The organism is Rhizobium sp. SG741, assembly GCF_012275435.1.
Lineage (GTDB): Bacteria > Pseudomonadota > Alphaproteobacteria > Rhizobiales > Rhizobiaceae > Rhizobium > Rhizobium lusitanum.
Genome location: NZ_JAAZQP010000002.1, coordinates 13,201 through 29,168 on the forward strand (window position 1 = coordinate 13,201; position 15,968 = coordinate 29,168).

At 59.2% G+C, this 15,968-nt stretch carries 15 protein-coding genes and 1 pseudogene; 3 read left to right on the forward strand and 13 right to left on the reverse strand.

The genetic code is table 11. From position 1 onward, the window contains the following. The first annotated feature begins 18 nt into the window (after positions 1 to 18). Entirely contained in the window at positions 19 to 921 is a 903-nt protein-coding gene (locus FHT29_RS05485) for a PfkB family carbohydrate kinase (protein WP_168599313.1), read from the forward strand. A 2-nt stretch (positions 922 to 923) separates the two neighbouring features. On the opposite strand, the gene FHT29_RS05490 is transcribed toward FHT29_RS05485, so the two are convergent. The 10 genes from FHT29_RS05490 to FHT29_RS05535 form a co-directional block, all read right to left on the reverse strand. Continuing rightward, the gene (locus tag FHT29_RS05490; RefSeq protein WP_113102471.1) at positions 924 to 1,694 is read right to left on the reverse strand and encodes a glutamine amidotransferase; all 771 of its coding nucleotides are present in this window, start codon (positions 1,692 to 1,694) and stop codon (positions 924 to 926) included. A gap of 30 nt (positions 1,695 to 1,724) precedes the next feature. Beyond that, on the reverse strand, positions 1,725 to 2,795 hold the full coding sequence (locus FHT29_RS05495; protein ID WP_210255388.1) for a phosphotriesterase: 1,071 nt from the start codon (positions 2,793 to 2,795) through the stop codon (positions 1,725 to 1,727). A gap of 1 nt (position 2,796) precedes the next feature. Then, positions 2,797 to 3,801, reverse strand: coding sequence for an ABC transporter permease (locus FHT29_RS05500; RefSeq protein WP_037197077.1), 1,005 nt, complete (start codon positions 3,799 to 3,801; stop codon positions 2,797 to 2,799). Then, on the reverse strand, positions 3,798 to 4,607 hold the full coding sequence (locus FHT29_RS05505) for an ATP-binding cassette domain-containing protein (RefSeq protein ID WP_168599314.1): 810 nt from the start codon (positions 4,605 to 4,607) through the stop codon (positions 3,798 to 3,800). Before FHT29_RS05505 ends, FHT29_RS05500 begins: the two co-directional genes overlap by 4 nt. Beyond that, positions 4,604 to 5,554, reverse strand: coding sequence for a substrate-binding domain-containing protein (locus FHT29_RS05510; RefSeq protein WP_112441237.1), 951 nt, complete (start codon positions 5,552 to 5,554; stop codon positions 4,604 to 4,606). Before FHT29_RS05510 ends, FHT29_RS05505 begins: the two co-directional genes overlap by 4 nt. Positions 5,555 to 5,593: 39 nt before the next feature. Continuing rightward, positions 5,594 to 6,631, reverse strand: a complete 1,038-nt coding sequence (locus tag FHT29_RS05515) for a LacI family DNA-binding transcriptional regulator (protein WP_047552716.1) — start codon at positions 6,629 to 6,631, stop codon at positions 5,594 to 5,596. Between the two features lie 198 nt (positions 6,632 to 6,829). After that, the gene (locus FHT29_RS05520) at positions 6,830 to 7,969 is read right to left on the reverse strand and encodes an alpha/beta fold hydrolase (protein WP_052211817.1); all 1,140 of its coding nucleotides are present in this window, start codon (positions 7,967 to 7,969) and stop codon (positions 6,830 to 6,832) included. Between the two features lie 195 nt (positions 7,970 to 8,164). Next, a complete protein-coding gene (locus FHT29_RS05525; RefSeq protein WP_047552719.1) occupies positions 8,165 to 11,236 on the reverse strand; it encodes an efflux RND transporter permease subunit in 3,072 nt (1,023 codons plus the stop codon). Beyond that, positions 11,233 to 12,315, reverse strand: coding sequence for an efflux RND transporter periplasmic adaptor subunit (locus FHT29_RS05530; RefSeq protein ID WP_047639115.1), 1,083 nt, complete (start codon positions 12,313 to 12,315; stop codon positions 11,233 to 11,235). The genes FHT29_RS05525 and FHT29_RS05530 overlap by 4 nt, the downstream gene beginning before the upstream one ends. Next, the gene (locus FHT29_RS05535; protein ID WP_174157186.1) at positions 12,315 to 13,385 is read right to left on the reverse strand and encodes an efflux RND transporter periplasmic adaptor subunit; all 1,071 of its coding nucleotides are present in this window, start codon (positions 13,383 to 13,385) and stop codon (positions 12,315 to 12,317) included. Before FHT29_RS05535 ends, FHT29_RS05530 begins: the two co-directional genes overlap by 1 nt. A gap of 120 nt (positions 13,386 to 13,505) precedes the next feature. On the opposite strand from FHT29_RS05535, the gene FHT29_RS05540 reads away from it, so the two are divergent. Continuing rightward, positions 13,506 to 14,150: a TetR/AcrR family transcriptional regulator gene (locus FHT29_RS05540; protein ID WP_047639154.1), complete on the forward strand. Its 645-nt coding sequence runs from the start codon at positions 13,506 to 13,508 to the stop codon at positions 14,148 to 14,150. Between the two features lie 163 nt (positions 14,151 to 14,313). On the opposite strand, the gene FHT29_RS05545 is transcribed toward FHT29_RS05540, so the two are convergent. Then, entirely contained in the window at positions 14,314 to 14,874 is a 561-nt protein-coding gene (locus FHT29_RS05545) for a dual specificity protein phosphatase family protein (RefSeq protein WP_092575479.1), read from the reverse strand. Positions 14,875 to 15,227: 353 nt separating this feature from the next. Then, a pseudogene (locus FHT29_RS34390) lies at positions 15,228 to 15,401 on the reverse strand (ATP-binding protein); the annotation flags it as partial. Between FHT29_RS34390 and FHT29_RS05550 the strand changes: the two are divergent. Continuing rightward, the gene (locus FHT29_RS05550; protein WP_246702994.1) at positions 15,380 to 15,616 is read left to right on the forward strand and encodes a hypothetical protein; all 237 of its coding nucleotides are present in this window, start codon (positions 15,380 to 15,382) and stop codon (positions 15,614 to 15,616) included. The pseudogene FHT29_RS34390 and the gene FHT29_RS05550 sit on opposite strands and share 22 nt — an antisense overlap. On the opposite strand, the gene FHT29_RS05555 is transcribed toward FHT29_RS05550, so the two are convergent. After that, on the reverse strand, positions 15,601 to 15,789 hold the full coding sequence (locus FHT29_RS05555; protein ID WP_246702995.1) for a GMC oxidoreductase: 189 nt from the start codon (positions 15,787 to 15,789) through the stop codon (positions 15,601 to 15,603). The two genes, FHT29_RS05550 and FHT29_RS05555, sit on opposite strands and share 16 nt — an antisense overlap. Positions 15,790 to 15,968: the final 179 nt, after the last annotated feature.

Sequence of the window (15,968 nt, forward strand, 5' to 3'; positions counted from 1 at the left end):
CCCTTCCGAAGGTGTGCCATGCGTGCCTATGTCATCGGTAACGTCGCCATCGACGAAACCATATCCGTATTATCGATGCCCGAAGCGGGCGCCTCTATCCTTGGTCGGGAGGAAACCCGCGACCTAGGTGGCAAGGGCGCCAACCAGGCAGTCGTGATGAGCCGGACCGGCCTCTCCACGACGCTCGTCGCAGCTGTCGGCGAGGATTTTCGCGCCCAGACGATCCGCGACCAGCTTGCCGGAGAAACCCTGCATGCCCGGCTGTCGGGCAGTCCTGCCCGCTCCAGCGACTTTTCCATCATCTTCACCACTCCCGACGGCGAAAACGCCATCGTAACCACCACGGCTTCCGCCGAAGCGCTGTCCCTTTCCGAGGCTCTTGCGCCGCTGGACGACGCCGCAGCCGGCGACCTCGTCGTGTTGCAAGGCAACCTCAGCCAGGATGTCACTCGAGGCATCCTTACCGAAGCAAGGCGCCGCGGGCTCACCACGGCCTTCAACCCCTCGCCGCTTCGACCCTACTTCACCGACCTCTGGCCGCTGATCGACATTGCCTTCCTCAACAAAGGCGAGGCGGAAAGCTTGACCGGATCCTCGGGCGAGAACGCCATTCGCCACCTTGCCGAAGCCGGTGTTGCCCAGACCGTTCTGACGCTCGGCGGCGAAGGTGCGATCCTTGCACATGCAAAGCAAATCGTCGCAACCGTCCCCGCGCTTACCACTGACGTCGTGGACACGACCGGTGCCGGCGATACATTCATGGCCATCGCCCTCGCCTCGGCGGCGCTCAGAGACGCCGCGCTCGACATCAGGGCTATCGGCCATGCGACGGCGGCTGCGGCCATTACCGTCAGCCGGCGGGGAACAAGATCCGCATTCCCCAGCCGCCAGGAGCTTGCCGATATTCTTGCCGGCGGCTGAGCCTACGACCTCTCGGTCAGCCAACCGAGAATGTTCTTCCAAAGGCGTCCGTAACCCTCCCATTCGCAGAAGGCCGGCGATAGCCAGTGCGGCCCGATATCCGACGTCCACGCAGCCGTGCGGCCCTTGCCGAATTTGCCTGTGACGAGCAGCGGATGACCGCCTTGGTCGTCCGGCAGGCGGGCAATGACTTCGATGTCGGCCCGTTCCCGCACCTCGACCTCATTGACACCCAGGAGCAGAGGCCATTCCTTCGGCATGCCGGTGACGGTCGCATGATCCGGCTTTTCGATGACGGCCGTGGTCCCTTCCGGGATTTCGACGCGGTCGTCATAAGGCAGGCATGTGACCGGCAGCACATCCTCGACGGCGGTGCGACGCCAGCGGGCCTTGCCGTCAATCCCCTGGAACGAAAAGTAGCCGCCGACCATCAGCAGGCCGCCGCCCTTCTCGACCCAGGCCTTGAGCAGCTTCAGGCGGTTCGGCACGGTCTTGGAATGCAGCCAGACATCCGGTGGCAGAAGAAGAGAATTCGCACCGATATCGGAAAGAATGATGGCATCATAGACATCAAGTCCCGCCATCTCGAAGGGCAGCTTTTCGACCGCTTCGTGGGCGGGCATATAGGTCAACTCATACTCGCTGCCTGCGAGAGCCTTGACGAGCGGCTCGGCGCCGAGATGAAAAGTGACGCTTCCGAATTGGTCGAACCCTTTGTAGTGCGTCGCCGAACTGACCCAGCTTTCGCCGACCAGAAGAACCTTCTTCGTCATGATGTTTCCATTTCTGTCTTTTCTTGATGGTTAGATCGTCGCTTCGAAGACCGAGCGTGGATTGGCGCGCATGAAAATGTCGAGCATCTTGTCATCCAAGCCGTGGCGTTTCAGTCGGGGCAGGAAGTGGCGCAGGATATAGGCATAGCCATTGCCGCCATAGTGCTTGAGCATCATCTTCAGGAAGACGTCGTGCGACAGCAGTATCCGGCCGGCATGGCCCATCTCGACCAATTTGACGATCGCGCGGGCCACCTCCTCATCGCTCGGGCACTGCACCTGCTGGTCGGCATAGAAGAAATCCATGCCGATCATGTCGTATTCGAGGAAGGCGCCGCGGGCGGCCAGCTCCGACTGATAGATGAGATCGTCATGCGACGGGTTCATGTGGCAAAGGACGGTATGCCTGAGATCAGCGCCCTCGGACGAGACGATGTCGAGGACCTTGTGACCCAAACGAAACCAGCCGGGCAAATGCACCATGAGGGGCAGGCCGGTGCGTGTCTGCGCCTGCGCTGCGCCACGCAGCGACTTTTCCTCCTGCGCGGTAAAGTCGGAAGAGACGCCGATCTCGCCGATGAGGCCGATCCTGACATCGGTATTGTCCGCCCCGACCGTGGCTTCAAGGACGATTTCGTCGGCGATATCACCGATCGACATGTCGGCGACCCTTGCCGGATGCGAGGAGCCGAGATAGAAGCCGGCCCCCATGACAATGTTCAATCCCGTCGCCTTCGATATGCGCCGCATCGCCAGCGGATCCCGTCCGATGCCCTGGCAGGTAGGTTCGACGACGGTCTGGCCGCCAAGCCCCGCGAAATCCTGAAGCTCGGTGACAGCAAGCTTTTCATCATCGAGCGTAATATTATGCTTGTTGACGAAGGGATCCTGCCGAAGCTCACTCAAGATTTCCATGCAGACGAAGCCTTCGGCAAGGTATTGCCGTTCGGGCGTCTTCGGCGCATGCCACCAGCAGCGGCAATCGTTGAGGATATGCTCGTGCATCAGCGTGACGCCGAGGTCGGATACCGGAATTGGTCCGTCCACGGTCATTACCATGCCGGAGCGCACATGACCTGGTGAAAGCTCGTCGATCTTCATGTCAGGCTTTCCTCTTGCGGGCGAACCGGAAATTGGTGGTGAAGATGCGAGTGTTGAGCCAGATGGCGACGAGGATGATCGCGCCGGTGACGATCTGGGTGAAGAAGGGCGAAATATGCATCAGGATCAGGCCGTTGCCGATGACGGCGATGGTCATGGTCCCGAGCACCGTGCCGATCATCGTCCCACGCCCGCCCATCAATGACGTGCCCCCGAGGACGACCGCCGCAATCACCTGCAGTTCGAAACCGACGGCGGCATTCGACGAGCCGGAACCGAGACGCGCCGCGATCAACAATCCGGCCAGCGCGGACGCAAGGCCCGATACCAGATAGACCGAGGCAACGATCCATTTGGCGGGCATGCCGACACGGCGAGCCGCCTCCATGTTGGAACCGACCGCCACGATCTGCCGGCCGTATTTCGTGGCCGCAATGACGACATAGCCGACGACCGCAATGACGATTGCGATCAGCGCCGGCACCGGAAAGCCCGCCAGTTCGCCGCGCCCCATGTAGAAGAAGCCCGGGACGTCATTGATGGGGATCGAATATCCCTGCGTCAGATAGAGCGCCACGCCGCGCAGGATGGAGAGCCCGGCCAGGGTGACGATGAAGGCCGGAATGTCCTGATAGGCAATGAACCAGCCCTGCAGCAGGCCAATAATACCGCCGAACAGAAGCATGCCGAGCGACACGATGGGCCAGGGCAGGCCCGTGGCGAGCGTGATCGCGGCAACCGCATTTATGAGCGCCAGCATGGAGCCGACCGACAGGTCGATGCCCCCGGTGACGATAACCATGGTCATCGCGATCGCCACGATGAGAATGGGGGCGGCCTGACGCACGATGTTGAGAATATTGCCGGCGGTCATGAAGGTGGTGGTCGTCAGCGAAAAGAAGACGAGGCAGGCCAGGAAGAAAAAGGCGATGGATAGAACCTGGGCATGCTCGCCGAAGAAATCGGCCAGCGGCGAACCCTTGGCGCGTTCGGTATAGAGGGTCAATGTCCTTCTCCCCCGACGATGAGCTTAACGAGATCCTCGAGATTGGTCTTACCGATATCGCGCTCGGCGACCTTGGTGCCCTCGTACATGACCGCGATCCTGTCACAGACCCTGAAGAGATCCTGCAGGCGATGGGTGATGAGGACGACGGAAACGCCTTTGGCCTTGACCCGATTGATCAGGGAAAGGACCGCCTCGACCTCAGCCACTGCCAGAGCCGATGTTGGCTCATCCATGATCAGAACCTGCGGATTGAAAGAGGCAGCGCGCGCAATCGCGATCGCCTGGCGCTGGCCGCCGGACAGTTTCTCGACCTTGGCCGAAAGGCGCGGAATGCGGATTTCCAAGGCATCCAACATCCCGCGAGCCTCGACCAACATTCTCTTGCGGTCAAGAAACGGCCCCCTGGTCAGCTCGCGCCCGAGGAAGAGATTGCCGACGACATCGATATGATCGCAGAGGCTTAAGTCCTGGAAAACCATCTCGATATGGCGGTCGCGAGCGTCCGCCGGACCGGAAAGGCGGACCTCTTCGCCGTTCAATGAAATCGTCCCCTCATCCGGCAGATAAGTGCCGGAGATAATCTTGGTAAGCGTTGACTTGCCTGCGGCGTTATCGCCCACAAGGCCGAGGCACTCGCCGGGAAAAAGATCAAGATCAACGCCGCGGAGCGCCTGATGCGAGCCGAAAGTCTTTCGGATGCCCCGCAAGGAGACGGCCGGCCTCGGCATCGATCGGCCGGGAGGCTGCGAGGAGGCTTGCGCCTCCCCGGCTCCGGCATGAACAGGCCGATTCTCTGTGATCATTTGAAAACAGCCCGGTACGGCTCGACATTCTCCTTCGTCACGATCGTGATCGGCACGGAGATGCTTTTTTGGACGCTGCCGCCGGACGTCAGCTTGGCAAGCGCTTCGACAGCCGCCTTGCCTTCGCCTGCCGGATCCTGCTGAACCACGGCAACAACATAGCCCGCATCGAGGCCGGCGATGGCCTGCGCGGTGAGATCCCAGCCAAACACCTTGATGCTTCCTTGCTTGCCTTGGCTTTGGACGGCGGCGATCGCTCCAAGAAGAGCCGGTTCGCCGGTCGCGTAGATTGCCGTCATGTCGGGATTGCCGGTGATGAGATTTTCGGCGGCAGCCAGCGCGTTATCCTGGATATTCTGGCCATCGACAACGCCAACCGTCTCGATCCCATCACCCTTGATGGCGTCTTCAAAGCCTTTCTGACGAACGTTCTGGATATAGGAGTTCAAGGCGCCGACAATTCCGACCTTTGCCTTGCCGCCCATGTTTTTCTTCACGTAGTCGAGGAAATGGGCGCCGATGTCGGCACCTGCCTTGCCGTTGTCGACGCCGATCTGCGATTTCTGTGGGCCTTCCGGCAGGATAGCGTCAATCGCGACGGTTGGAATACCTGCGTCGGAGGCCAGTTTGACGGCCGGCATGATGCCGTTCACGTCGATGGCGACAACGATCAGGCCGTCCACTTTCTGCTGGATATAAGTCTCGATGGCGCTGTTTTGCGCCGCGGCGTCATTGTTGGCGTTGAAGATGACCAGCTTGTCGCCCGATGCATCGGCCGCCTTCTGCGCACCTTCGTTGATCTGGTTGAAAAAGAGGGCCTGCTGGTTGATCTGCACAAGCGCATAGGTCTTGCCCGCGGCATGAGCAAGCGATGCGCTCATGGCGACACCGGCAAGGGCTGTGAAAGCGAGCGCGGTATTGAACGCCCGACGTCTGATCTGTTTCATCATGTTCTCATCCTCTGGTTTCGTTATCTTTGCTTATTGTTACCGTTGCTTATTATGGGTCGACGGCGGTGCAACGGAGTTCCGCACGACGATTTCGACCGGCACCAGTTCCTCGGTGGCAAGCACCTCGCTCTCTTGCCAGTTTGTTTCTAGAAGAAGGGATAGGGCACGCCGGCCGATGGCACGCACCGGCTGGCGGATCGCCGTCAAAGGCGGTGCAAAGAGATGCAAGGGGCTGACATCGTCGAAACCGATGATCGACAGATCATTGGGAATGGAGATGCCGTGTTCGCGCAGCACTTCGATCATGCCGATCGCGATTTCGTCCGAGCTGGCAAAAATGGCCGTCGCAGGGGATCCTTCCTCAAGGAAGCGCCGTGCCATCTCCCGGCCGCAAGCGACCGTATATTCGCCGCTATAGCGCCGGATCGAAAATGCCTCGCCAAACCGTTCCTGCAGACCGCTGCGCAATCCATTGAAGCGGCGCTGCGTGCTGATCATCGCGTCGGGGCCTCCGACAAAAAGCACGTTACGATGACCGAATTCGGCTAGGTGACGGCCCGCGAGATAACCACCCTGCAAGTTGTCGGAAAAAAGCTTGGGCACCATCGCGAGCGGCACGTCTTCGTCGACAACGATGACCTTCCCGGTTCGATTGATGAGTGCCGCCAGTTCGCCGTCGTCCGGATGGTTGGTCACGAAAACAAGGCCGTCGACATGATTATGCTCAAGCAGCCGAAGATAGGCGACTTCACGCCCGGTGCGATTGAGGGTCGCATATAGCGAGACCGCAAGGCCCAGATCATTGGCTGCCTCCTCGACGGCGGCAACCATGGTGGCAAAAAAGGGATTCGCGATGTCGGGGACGACGAGCCCGATCGTATCGGAACGGCCACGGCTCAAACGACGCGCATGAGGGTTGGGCTGATATTTTAGCGCGGAGATCGCTTCGTCGATGCGTTGCTTGGTTGCGGCCGGCAGATCGAGTGACCCATTCAGCATGCGCGAGACGGTTGTCACCGATACCCCGGCGGCTTTCGCCACATCTTTCAAACCGGGAGCTCGTTCATGCGCCATTGTCTTGTAAACCGCTTTAGTAAATCGCTTTACTAATCCTGTTTGACAATCGCGGATCTGTCAAGCGCCGCACTGCGTGTTCATTCGTTGACAAACACGGCGTGTCCGTCGGCCAAGCATTCCAACTAATGGATTCATTGACTTAGGTGTTCGCTCCACGCCGCTCGACGGATGCAGCATAAGCATCAAGGAACTCACCTATTGAGGGTCGAACACCTTGCTCACCAATTTGAAGGGGCTGGCGACCGTGGCTCCCGCCGCGTCGAAAATGAAGGCGCCGACCTGTCCAGCGGATCTGCGGTTGGCCGGCTCATCGAGCGATGCCAGTTGCGGATAAAGTTTGGCAAGGCTCACAAAACGATCATGGCCGAGCCCATCGGATCCTTTGACGGATGTGATGTCGATGACCTTAACCCCGAACCTAACTGCCGCTTCCCTGACTTGCGGATCATCGATATCCAGACGTCCTACCCTCGGATGGTTGGCATCAAGAAAGCTGGACGCGGCAAGCGCACGGTCGTCTTTCGAAACTAGCAGGTTTAGCGGTATCTTCAGTTTGCCGATCACATCCATCTGCCGGCGAAAGACGTCGGCATCGATGTCAGGTGCGGCAAGCACGATGCGCAGCTTCGACAGGACATCGTCCCGGCCTTCGAGCTTGAGCTGCCGCACGGTTTCCATGATCAAAAATCCACCCATGCTGTGCCCAAACAGGATGATATCCCCGCTGTTTCGATCAGCCGAGATCGAGACCAGAAGCGAGGCGAGATAATCTCGGGAATAGAGTACGGATTCGCGATCGGCGACGTAGCCCGTCAATGCCCCTTGCGACGGCCATGCGAATAGAATCGGAACCACGTCCATCTTTGCGTCGGCCGCCATTTGCGCCAACCGGAAGAGCGATTCCTGAAATGTATAGTTATAGCCATGGACAAATATGGCGACGGGCCGGTGCCGCATCTGTTGGGTGGCCACATCCTTGTCAAAGACCGGTGCCGTCAGTGTGCTTTGAGAGGTGACAACGAAATCGGTTTTTGCATTCGGCGCACCCTTTGGCCATTCGATCGTCGAAGCCTTGTGAGCCGGCGGGATCGATATCGTATATTTGGTGTAATTCAGATCATCAGCGCGTCCCACGGAAAACCCGTTGTCGTTTCCCTCGTCCTTTGTCCTCGTCGTCGCTGCGTAGAGGGTAACTTCTTGTGTACCGGCGCTCTTTGCCGAGACGACCTTGAGAACCTCAGGCCCAGGACGTCCGGCACATGCACCGAGGATGAGAAGGATGCCAAGCGGGAAAAGCAACCGTGGGAAACGACGAAAGGAGGCGAGAAACTGCATTGTGCTGAAATCCGATAAAATCACTATTTCGTGGATTGTACCGATGTCGGCTGCTCAACAGCTTTGCCGACACCGTTCTCGCTTAGCTTCAGCCCTCTGCTTGGATCAAATCCCATGCCGATGAGCCCGAGTTAGGCCGAGCGACATGGAATTTCCAGCGCACCGCCGTCCGGACCGGCGATGCGCTATGCCTCATCAAGTGTGTGGCACGCCTTCACTCCCATGGGGTGACGTGCGCTTGATCCTGAACCACGCGACATAGAGCGCCGGCAGGAAGAGCAGCGTCAGGACGGTGCCGACCACGATGCCGCCCATCATGGCGTAGGCCATCGGTCCCCAGAACACTTCCCTCGATATCGGGATCAGCGCGAGCGTGGCGGCCGCTGCAGTCAAAAGGATCGGCCGCATTCGATGCTCTGTCGCCTCGATGACGGCTTGCCAGGGGGGCACGCCGCTCTCTCTTAGATGCTCGATCTGCACGATCAGGATGACTGAGTTGCGGATCAGAATGCCGATCAGTGCGAGAATGCCGAGGATCGCCACGAACCCCATGGGCGCATTGCTCGACAGTAGCGCGATGACGACGCCGATCAGTGCCAGCGGGGCAACGGCGAAGACCAGAAACAGGCGGTGGAAGCTCTGAAGCTGGATCATCAGGATGGTCGCCATTGCGAACAACATCATCGGCGCCACCGCTGCGATCGGGCCTTGCGCCTTGCCGCTTTCCTCGACGGCGCCGCCCACGGCGACCGAGTATCCGACAGGGAGGGTCTTTTCGAACTCGGCCACCTTCGGCTCCAGCTGCGTGACGATCGTTGCCGGCTGGATCGCGCCGACGACGCCGGCCTTGATCGTGATCGTGGGCACCCTGTTACGCCGCCAGACAACCGGCTGCTCGAGCTCGTAGCGGAATGTCGCGACCGCTGACAGCGGCACCGATTTGCCATTGGAGCCAGGCAATTGCAGGTTCTGCAACGTATCGATCGATCCGCGTTCCGATCCCTGGGCGCGGCCGATCACATCGACGAGATAGATGTCGTCACGGACTTGCGTGGTGCTGGAGCCCTCGACAATACCGTTGAGCGCCGTTGAGATGTCCTCTGACGTCACCCCAAGCTGCCGTGCCTTGTCCTGAAGAACATCGACCTTGACGACACGTGCGGGCTCATTCCAATCGAAGGTCAGGGCCGCGAGAGAGGGGTTCGTGCCGACGATGCCCGCAAGCTTCTGCGCAAGATCGCGGACGGTCTGAATGTCCGGGCCACTCACTCTGTACTGCACGGGCTTGCCGACCGGCGGGCCGATATCGAGAAGCTTTACGAACGCGTCCGTTCCGGGGAAGGTCTTGTTGAGATAGGCCTGAAGATCGGCCCGAACCTTGTCACGGACGTCCAGTCCCTTGGTGACGATGACCGTCTGGCCGAAGCTGACGTCGGCGGGCTGAACATCGAACGACAACAGGAAGCGCGGGGCGCCCTGGCCGACATAACTGGACCAATGGTCGATCGACTGATTTCCGACCAGCATGTCCTTTTCGAACTGCGCCATCTGGCGATTCGTCTCGCCGATCGAGCTGTTTTGCGGCAGATTCCAGTCGACTACGAGCTCGGGCCGGTCGGAAGACGGAAAGAACTGCTGCTGGACGAAGCCCATTCCGGCGACGGAAAGCCCAAAAGCGGCAACCGTGATGATGATCGTGACGTAGCGGAAGCGCATGGCAAGATCGAGCGCGGCCGCAAAGATCGACGCGAACCTGCCCTTCTTCTCGTGATGCTGCTTCATCGTTTTCGGCAGGATGCTGACACCGAGCAGCGGCGTGAACAGGACCGCCACGATCCAGGAGACGAGGAGCGAGACAGCAATGACGACGAATAGCGTAAAGGTGAATTCACCGGCGGCGCTGTCGTTGAGGCCGATCGGAATGAAGCCGGCGACCGTGACCAGCGTGCCGGTCAGCATCGGAAAGGCGGTGGAGGTATAGACGTAAGTGGCTGCCTTGCGCAGGTCGTCTCCCAATTCCAGCCGCGCCACCATCATTTCCACCGCGATCATGGCATCGTCGACGAGAAGGCCAAGCGCGATGATAAGCGCGCCCAAGGAGATACGCTGCAGCGATATTCCCGAATAGGCCATGACCAGGAAGGTAATCGCCAGCACCAAGGGGATCGAGATCGCCACCACGAGACCGGCGCGAAGCCCGAGGCTGATAAAGCTGATGGCGAGAACGATGACTATCGCTTCGAACAGTGCGCGCGTGAAGCCCGACACCGCCTCATCGACCACGGCCGGCTGATCGGACACTTGATGGACGTCGACGCCGATAGGCAAATCGCCGACGATGACGCCCATCTCCTTTTCGAGGGCCTTGCCGAATTCCAGCAGGTTCGATCCGTCCTTCATGCCGATCGCCAGACCGATTGCCGGCTGGCCGTTGAAACGGAAGAGCGAAGACGGCGGATCGACATAGCCGCGTTTGATCGTCGCGATATCCGTCAGCGGGAAGAAGCGATCGTTGACGCGAAGGTTGATGGCGCGCAGGCTCTCCTCGGACGTGAACTGCCCTCCGACGCGCAAAGCGATGCGCTCGGGGCCCGCTTCCACAAAGCCCGACGCCGTCACTGCGTTCTGCGCTTGCAACGTCGAAATCACAGCTTGCCGATCGATGCCGAGAGCTGCGATCTTGCGGGTCGAGAATTCCAGGTAGATTGCCTCGTCCTGAGCGCCGATGACGTCGACTTTACCGACATTGGGCACAGTCAGGATCTTCGAACGGGCGTCCTCGACCCGGTCGCGCAGCTGTCGCTGCGAGAGGCCGTCGCTGGTGAAGGCAAAGATGTTACCGAAGACATCACCGAACCGGTCGTTGAAGAACGGGCCGACGACGCCGGACGGGAAGTCGCCCTTGATATCGGCGATCATGTTGCGGATGCGCACCCAGGTTCCGGCGACATCCTTCGCTTTCGTTGTTGCCAGGAGGTCGACAAAGACAATCGTCTGTCCGGCGGTCGTGATACTGCGCGTCACATCGAGCGACGGCAGTTCCTGGAGCTTCTTTTCGATGCGATCGGTGACCTGCTTCGTCACATCCTCGGCGGATGCGCCCGGCCATTGGGCCTGGATGACCATCGTCTTGATCGTGAAATTCGGATCTTCCTCGCGTCCCAGGCTGACGTAGGAGAAAACCCCGGCGATGATGAAGACGATCATGAAATACCAGACGAGGGAGCGATGCTCGAGCGCCCAATCGGAGAGGTTAAACGTCTTCAAGGGGTCGTCTCCTGATTAATTCTGACTTGCTGGCCTTCGGAGAGGTGATTGACACCGGCTATCGCGATACGGTCGCCGGGCTTCAGCCCCGACAGAACGGTGACCGGGCTTTCGTCGCCATCCGGTTTTGCGATTTCCACCGAGTGCAGCGAAACCGTTTTTTTCTCCGGATCGACGACCCAGACGCTCGCCTTGCCATCTTTCTGCAGAATTGCCGGTGGCGGGACGGAGATCGTCGGCGAGGCATCGGTCGTTGCCGTGACGGTGACGACCGAGCCGAGCCGGAAGGCCGACGGCGGATTGTTCAGACCGATCTTGATACGCTGCGTGCGGGTTGCCGCCTCGGCTTCCGGAGCGATCTCGCGAACCGTGCCGCTGGCGCGAATGGTGGTGTCGAGCTGAAGGGCGATCTCGAACGGCGAGCCCATCTTCAGACCCTGCATGTCGGCTTCCGGAATATCAACGACCACGTCGCGGAGGTCCGGCTGGGCGACCGTCAGAACGGTATCGCCCGCGGACACCACCTGTCCGACTTCCGCCGATGTCGCCGTGACGACACCATCGAACTCGGCTTTCAACTGCGCATATCCAAGCTGTTCTTCTGCCTTTGCAAGATTAGCCTGCGCCTTGGCAACGGCGGCGCTGGCGGTTTTCTCGGCCTGCTGTGCGCTCTCGAGAGCTGCCTCGCTGCCGGATTTCGCGTCCGCAAGCGCCTGCTGCCGTTGCGCGGTCGTGGAGGCGTTGGCCAATTGCGCCTGGCTGTTCGAAAGATCGGCCTGCGCGCTGCGAACCGCGAGCTGCAGCGACAATGGGTCGATGGCGGCGACGACTTGTCCCTTGGTGACGACGTCTCCAACCCCGACCTCTCTGGCAATGAGGCGGCCGAGTACCCGGAAGCCGAGATCGGTTTGAATGCGGGGCTGTACGACGCCTGCCAGCTTCAGAGTGGCGGCCGCTTGCGGCTGTACCACGACCGACAACAGTGGACGGATTTTCTCCGGTGGAGCATCGGTTTTCTGCCCGCAGGAGGCAAGGGCGACGGCTATTGCGGAGATCGCAATGATCGAGCGTCTATTCATTATTTCGTCTCCGGTGTGGCCGATACCTGCTGCCCGGGCCGGAGGAACTTGCCTCCTTCAACGACGACCAGCTCCTTTGGCTCAAGGCCGCTGCTGACGGCGAACTTGCCCGTTTGATACTCGGCGACATCGATCTTCTTCATCGAGACCGTCTGCTTGGATGGATCGACAACCCAGACGGCAGGTGTGCCGCCGCTCGAGGTCATTGCACTCCATGGCAGCAGGATCGCCTGGCGTGGCTGCGCCGTGAACGTGCCGACGACCACCGCACCGAGCGGCATGCCGTCGCCGCTTTTATCGAGGCCCACTTTCACGCGGATCGTGCCCGTGGCGGAATCGATTGTGGGAGACACCTCGCGAACGGGCACCGATATCCGTTTTTCGGGGCTCGACAGAAGGCTTACCTGAACATCCGCTTTGGACTTTTGAAGGAACAGCGATTCGAATACGTTAAAGACCGCATCGCGCGGTCCGTCATGGGCAAGCGTAAACACCGACTGGGCGGCTTGTGCCACCTGCCCCACCTCGGCATTGCGCGCCGTAATCACACCATCGGCATCTGCCCGCAACTCCGTGAACGAAAGCGCATCCCTGGCGGTCCCGAGCTGAGCCTGCGCCGCGTCGAGCGTGCCTTGCGCGGTCAGAAGCGCTTCCTGCGCCGCGTCATAGCTGGCGCGGGTCGTCACTTGATTTGCGAAAAGACTTTTCTGGCGATCCGAGGCAAGTTTGGCCTGCATCAGCTGAGCTTCGGCCGAATGGAGGCTCGCCGTTGCGACATCGACATCCGCTTGCTGCTCCTGGGGATCGATCTTCGCCAGAACCTGACCGGCCTTGACCTTGGAACCGACGTCCACCGATCGCTCAATGATCCGGCCGCTGACGCGGAAAGACAATTCCGATTGAATCCGCGCCCTGACTTCGCCGGTCACCGCCGTATTGGGGGCATAGCTGGAGAGCTCGGCGCTCACGGTGCGCACTTCCCGGCTGACAGCGGAGTGATCACCGCTTTTTTCGCTACATGACGAAAGAATGGCTGCCGACATCGCCAGCCACATTAGATTTCTGGAAATTCCCATGAAGGCCCCGATCGAACACCGAACCACTTTACGTTTTCGGACAGATAAACTTGACTAACCGATTAGTCAATGAGATGGTTTCTCGTCAGCATTGGAATGCCTGTCGGAGGGATAATGGCGGAGAAAAAAAAGCTCGGGGTGCGTGCGCAGCGAAAGGCTGCCAGGCCGTTGGAGATCTTGGACGCCGCTTTTGAGGAATTCGTTGCTCATGGCTATGTGGCAACCCGCGTCGAAGATATCGCTGCTCGGGTCGGAGTGACCAAAGGAACAGTGTATTTCTATTTTGAGACGAAAGAGGTTCTTTTCGAGGCAATGTTCAAGCACATGGCGGTCCCGTTTGCCGATATAAGAGCTCAGCTGAAGACGCTCACCGGCCCCTACCCGGACCGCATCAAGGCATTCTTCTATTTCTTTTACGAACGGATCGTCCTCGACCGCAGATCGAGAGAAATGCTGCGCTTCATCATATCAGAAGGGTCGCGGTTTCCGCAGGTGGTTGATCGCCACTATGAGGAAACCATCGCGCCAATGTTCGATGCAGCAAGGGAGCTCTTCGAAGAGGGAGTAGCCGCAGGCGAACTGCGGGCTTCTGCCGCTTTGCAAATCCCCGAACTTACCCTCAGTCCTGCGATAATGCTGAGCTTTTGGTACATGTTGTTCGCCGATCGAAAACCTCGCGACGTAAAAGCCTTCATCGACGGACACGTTGACCTGCTTCTCAACGGGATGGTGACACGAGCCGAACGCACAATAAAATAGGGTTCACAGGGTGCCGATTACGCCGCCCGCCACGAGCGCTGAAGGTCGGCAAATGGGATAAGCACGGCCGGTTCCGGAGCTTCTTGAACAAACCCATAGCCCAGCCGGAACGAGAAGCGCCATAAAAGTCCGTTGCAAGTATCCAGCACCAAGCAACCTGCTCCTAGCTTTTCAGCCCAAAGCGCTTTTCAAGCTGTTCCCAGCTTTCGTCCATCGCATAGGTGGACGAAAGATAGGGGATCCCTAAGTGACCATAGAGGATCGATAGCTGCCCTTCCGCCTTTTTCTCGTCAACACCCGCGATTTGCTGAAGATAAATGGCCGACACGAGGCCGGTAGGGTCGGCACCGGTTTCACAATGAACAAGGATCGGCTTTGGTGAATCGCGCAGAATGGCGACTAGCCGGTTGGCCTGCGCTGGTGTTACTTCCTTAGATGGTGGCAACGCAAAATCAATATGGGAGATACCGGCATGCTGTGAGGCACCGATCTCGTCCTTATACCAAAGGGCGTCGCTCCTGCCTCTAAGGTTGATGATGGTCCGGATACCATAGTGCTTCACATAATTGTCAATATCGGCCTGGGAAGGCTGCGCGGAACGATAGAGCTGACCCGGCACCACCTCGTCGAAATTATCCGTAAGCTGGATCGCACTCAGATGCGAGCCGAGAAGCACCATCGAGATACCGGCGATCCAAATAGATGTCTTTAGTAGTTTGATCATGGTCTCATTCTCGTTTCTGCGGAAAATCCAGTATGACGCCGCCCGATGCTGAGGCGAACCGATGCCGGTACTCTTTCTTGATCTTCGCTGCTTGCATCGGCTCTTGCCGTCGAAAGATGCAGGACATCGAAAGTCCGCAAGCTTCGCAGATCATTATGTCCTCAAGGCGGTAATATTCTTACATTTTCGTAAGTATAGCTTGGAGCTCAAGCGCTATCGTAGCCAGTGGTGTCCGCACGGGAACGGCGACGGAAGGAAGAAAGCCGCTGTTTGCGTCTTGCAATATGCGCTTGCGATGATTTTGGGTTCGTATTCGGTCAACGCGTGATGAGATGAATGCGCGATCCCGCAGGTCACTGGTCGATGGCCAGATCCATGTTGTGAAGTCACGCGATTGCCGCAACCAGACTGAGGCCCGGCCCGTTACCCGGAGAGTGCCTGCTGCGTTCTGCTCTATAAAATCGCCTTAGAACCGCTTCGGATTCCTCCGGCCGGATGCCGGGACGTGTGTCTTCGACAAGCACAGTTCCTTGGCCGTCTTGCGCAGGTTGCGACGCTTTTTACGCAAGTCAGCCAATATCACGTCGTCATGGAACTCGACCCGCGCTTTGTCCTCTCCGCTGACGCGCTCTCGCATTTGTACTCGAAGTCGTCGACCGCCGACAAGCTCGTGCCGCTCAGCATGCTGGGCACCCTGCAAACAGGCGTGCCGCCGGTCTCCATCAATCACCAGGGCGATTGAGCGAGGATATCACGGTTGACCCGCACGCCGACGATCATGGTCGCAAGATCTGTCCCGCCGGGATCGGAGATGAAATATTTTGGATCGATCGCCGGATATTCCGTCGGGTCCGCCAAGCGCAGCATGATCTCGCCCCGGCTGTTCGGTCGCTGGAGCACCCAACTGGCGTTCAAGCCCGATCGGCTGCTCCACCGCGCCAAAAATAACACGACATCACCGTCATACAGTTTTCAAGCTTTGCCCATTGACAGACGGCCACCCCGCGGCAATCATTCGTATACAAACGAAGGGCGGCCAAGACCCTTGGGAACAGAGCCTATGAGAATCCTGACAACGCGCGGCTGCGACCGCC

Excerpts from the sequence above, each read along its gene's own strand:
- FHT29_RS05520 (WP_052211817.1), bottom strand. The coding sequence starts at position 7,969 with ATGCAGTTTCTCGCCTCCTTTCGTCGTTTCCCACGGTTGCTTTTCCCG.
- FHT29_RS05530 (WP_047639115.1), bottom strand. The coding sequence starts at position 12,315 with ATGAATAGACGCTCGATCATTGCGATCTCCGCAATAGCCGTCGCCCTT.
- FHT29_RS05515 (WP_047552716.1), bottom strand. The coding sequence starts at position 6,631 with ATGGCGCATGAACGAGCTCCCGGTTTGAAAGATGTGGCGAAAGCCGCC.
- FHT29_RS05505 (WP_168599314.1), bottom strand. The coding sequence starts at position 4,607 with ATGATCACAGAGAATCGGCCTGTTCATGCCGGAGCCGGGGAGGCGCAA.
- FHT29_RS05495 (WP_210255388.1), bottom strand. The coding sequence starts at position 2,795 with ATGAAGATCGACGAGCTTTCACCAGGTCATGTGCGCTCCGGCATGGTA.
- FHT29_RS05490 (WP_113102471.1), bottom strand. The coding sequence starts at position 1,694 with ATGACGAAGAAGGTTCTTCTGGTCGGCGAAAGCTGGGTCAGTTCGGCG.
- FHT29_RS05510 (WP_112441237.1), bottom strand. The coding sequence starts at position 5,554 with ATGAAACAGATCAGACGTCGGGCGTTCAATACCGCGCTCGCTTTCACA.
- FHT29_RS05545 (WP_092575479.1), bottom strand. The coding sequence starts at position 14,874 with ATGATCAAACTACTAAAGACATCTATTTGGATCGCCGGTATCTCGATG.
- FHT29_RS05485 (WP_168599313.1), top strand. The coding sequence starts at position 19 with ATGCGTGCCTATGTCATCGGTAACGTCGCCATCGACGAAACCATATCC.
- FHT29_RS05540 (WP_047639154.1), top strand. The coding sequence starts at position 13,506 with ATGGCGGAGAAAAAAAAGCTCGGGGTGCGTGCGCAGCGAAAGGCTGCC.